This is a genomic window from Salinimicrobium oceani (assembly GCF_012037645.1).
This window is the reverse complement of sequence record NZ_JAAVJR010001168.1, coordinates 1-350: the sequence shown is the minus strand read 5'-3', so window position 1 is coordinate 350 and position 350 is coordinate 1. Positions and strand designations below refer to the sequence as shown.

Sequence of the window (350 nt, the reverse complement as noted above, 5' to 3'; positions counted from 1 at the left end):
AAATGGCACTGCGTGTTGGGGGACTGGAAGGTTTACAAAAATTGATCAACTCCAAAAATATTGGCAGCATTGAGTTGAGTACCGGACTTCAGGTTTCCGGAACTTTCACACGCGTCATAGAACATAACGGCAAGCCGGTTTATTTTCAGACAACAGGAAAAACAGCATTGGCTTCCCGTGAAAAAGAGCTGGTTGGCCATGGCACTCAAAATCATCCTGATGGTTTTGGTTCCCCGGTGGGAAGACTAAAAAGTATCAATCTGGCAATTGAGGATATGGGTCCCAGAGATTTGAGGGCATACGATATCTATGAAGGCGAGCAGGTGAATTTTGAATTTGAAGGAGGCATA

At 44.6% G+C, this 350-nt stretch carries 1 pseudogene; it reads left to right on the top strand.

The window, feature by feature from the left end:
- Positions 1–350: pseudogene (locus HC175_RS21305) on the top strand (aromatic amino acid hydroxylase); the annotation flags it as partial.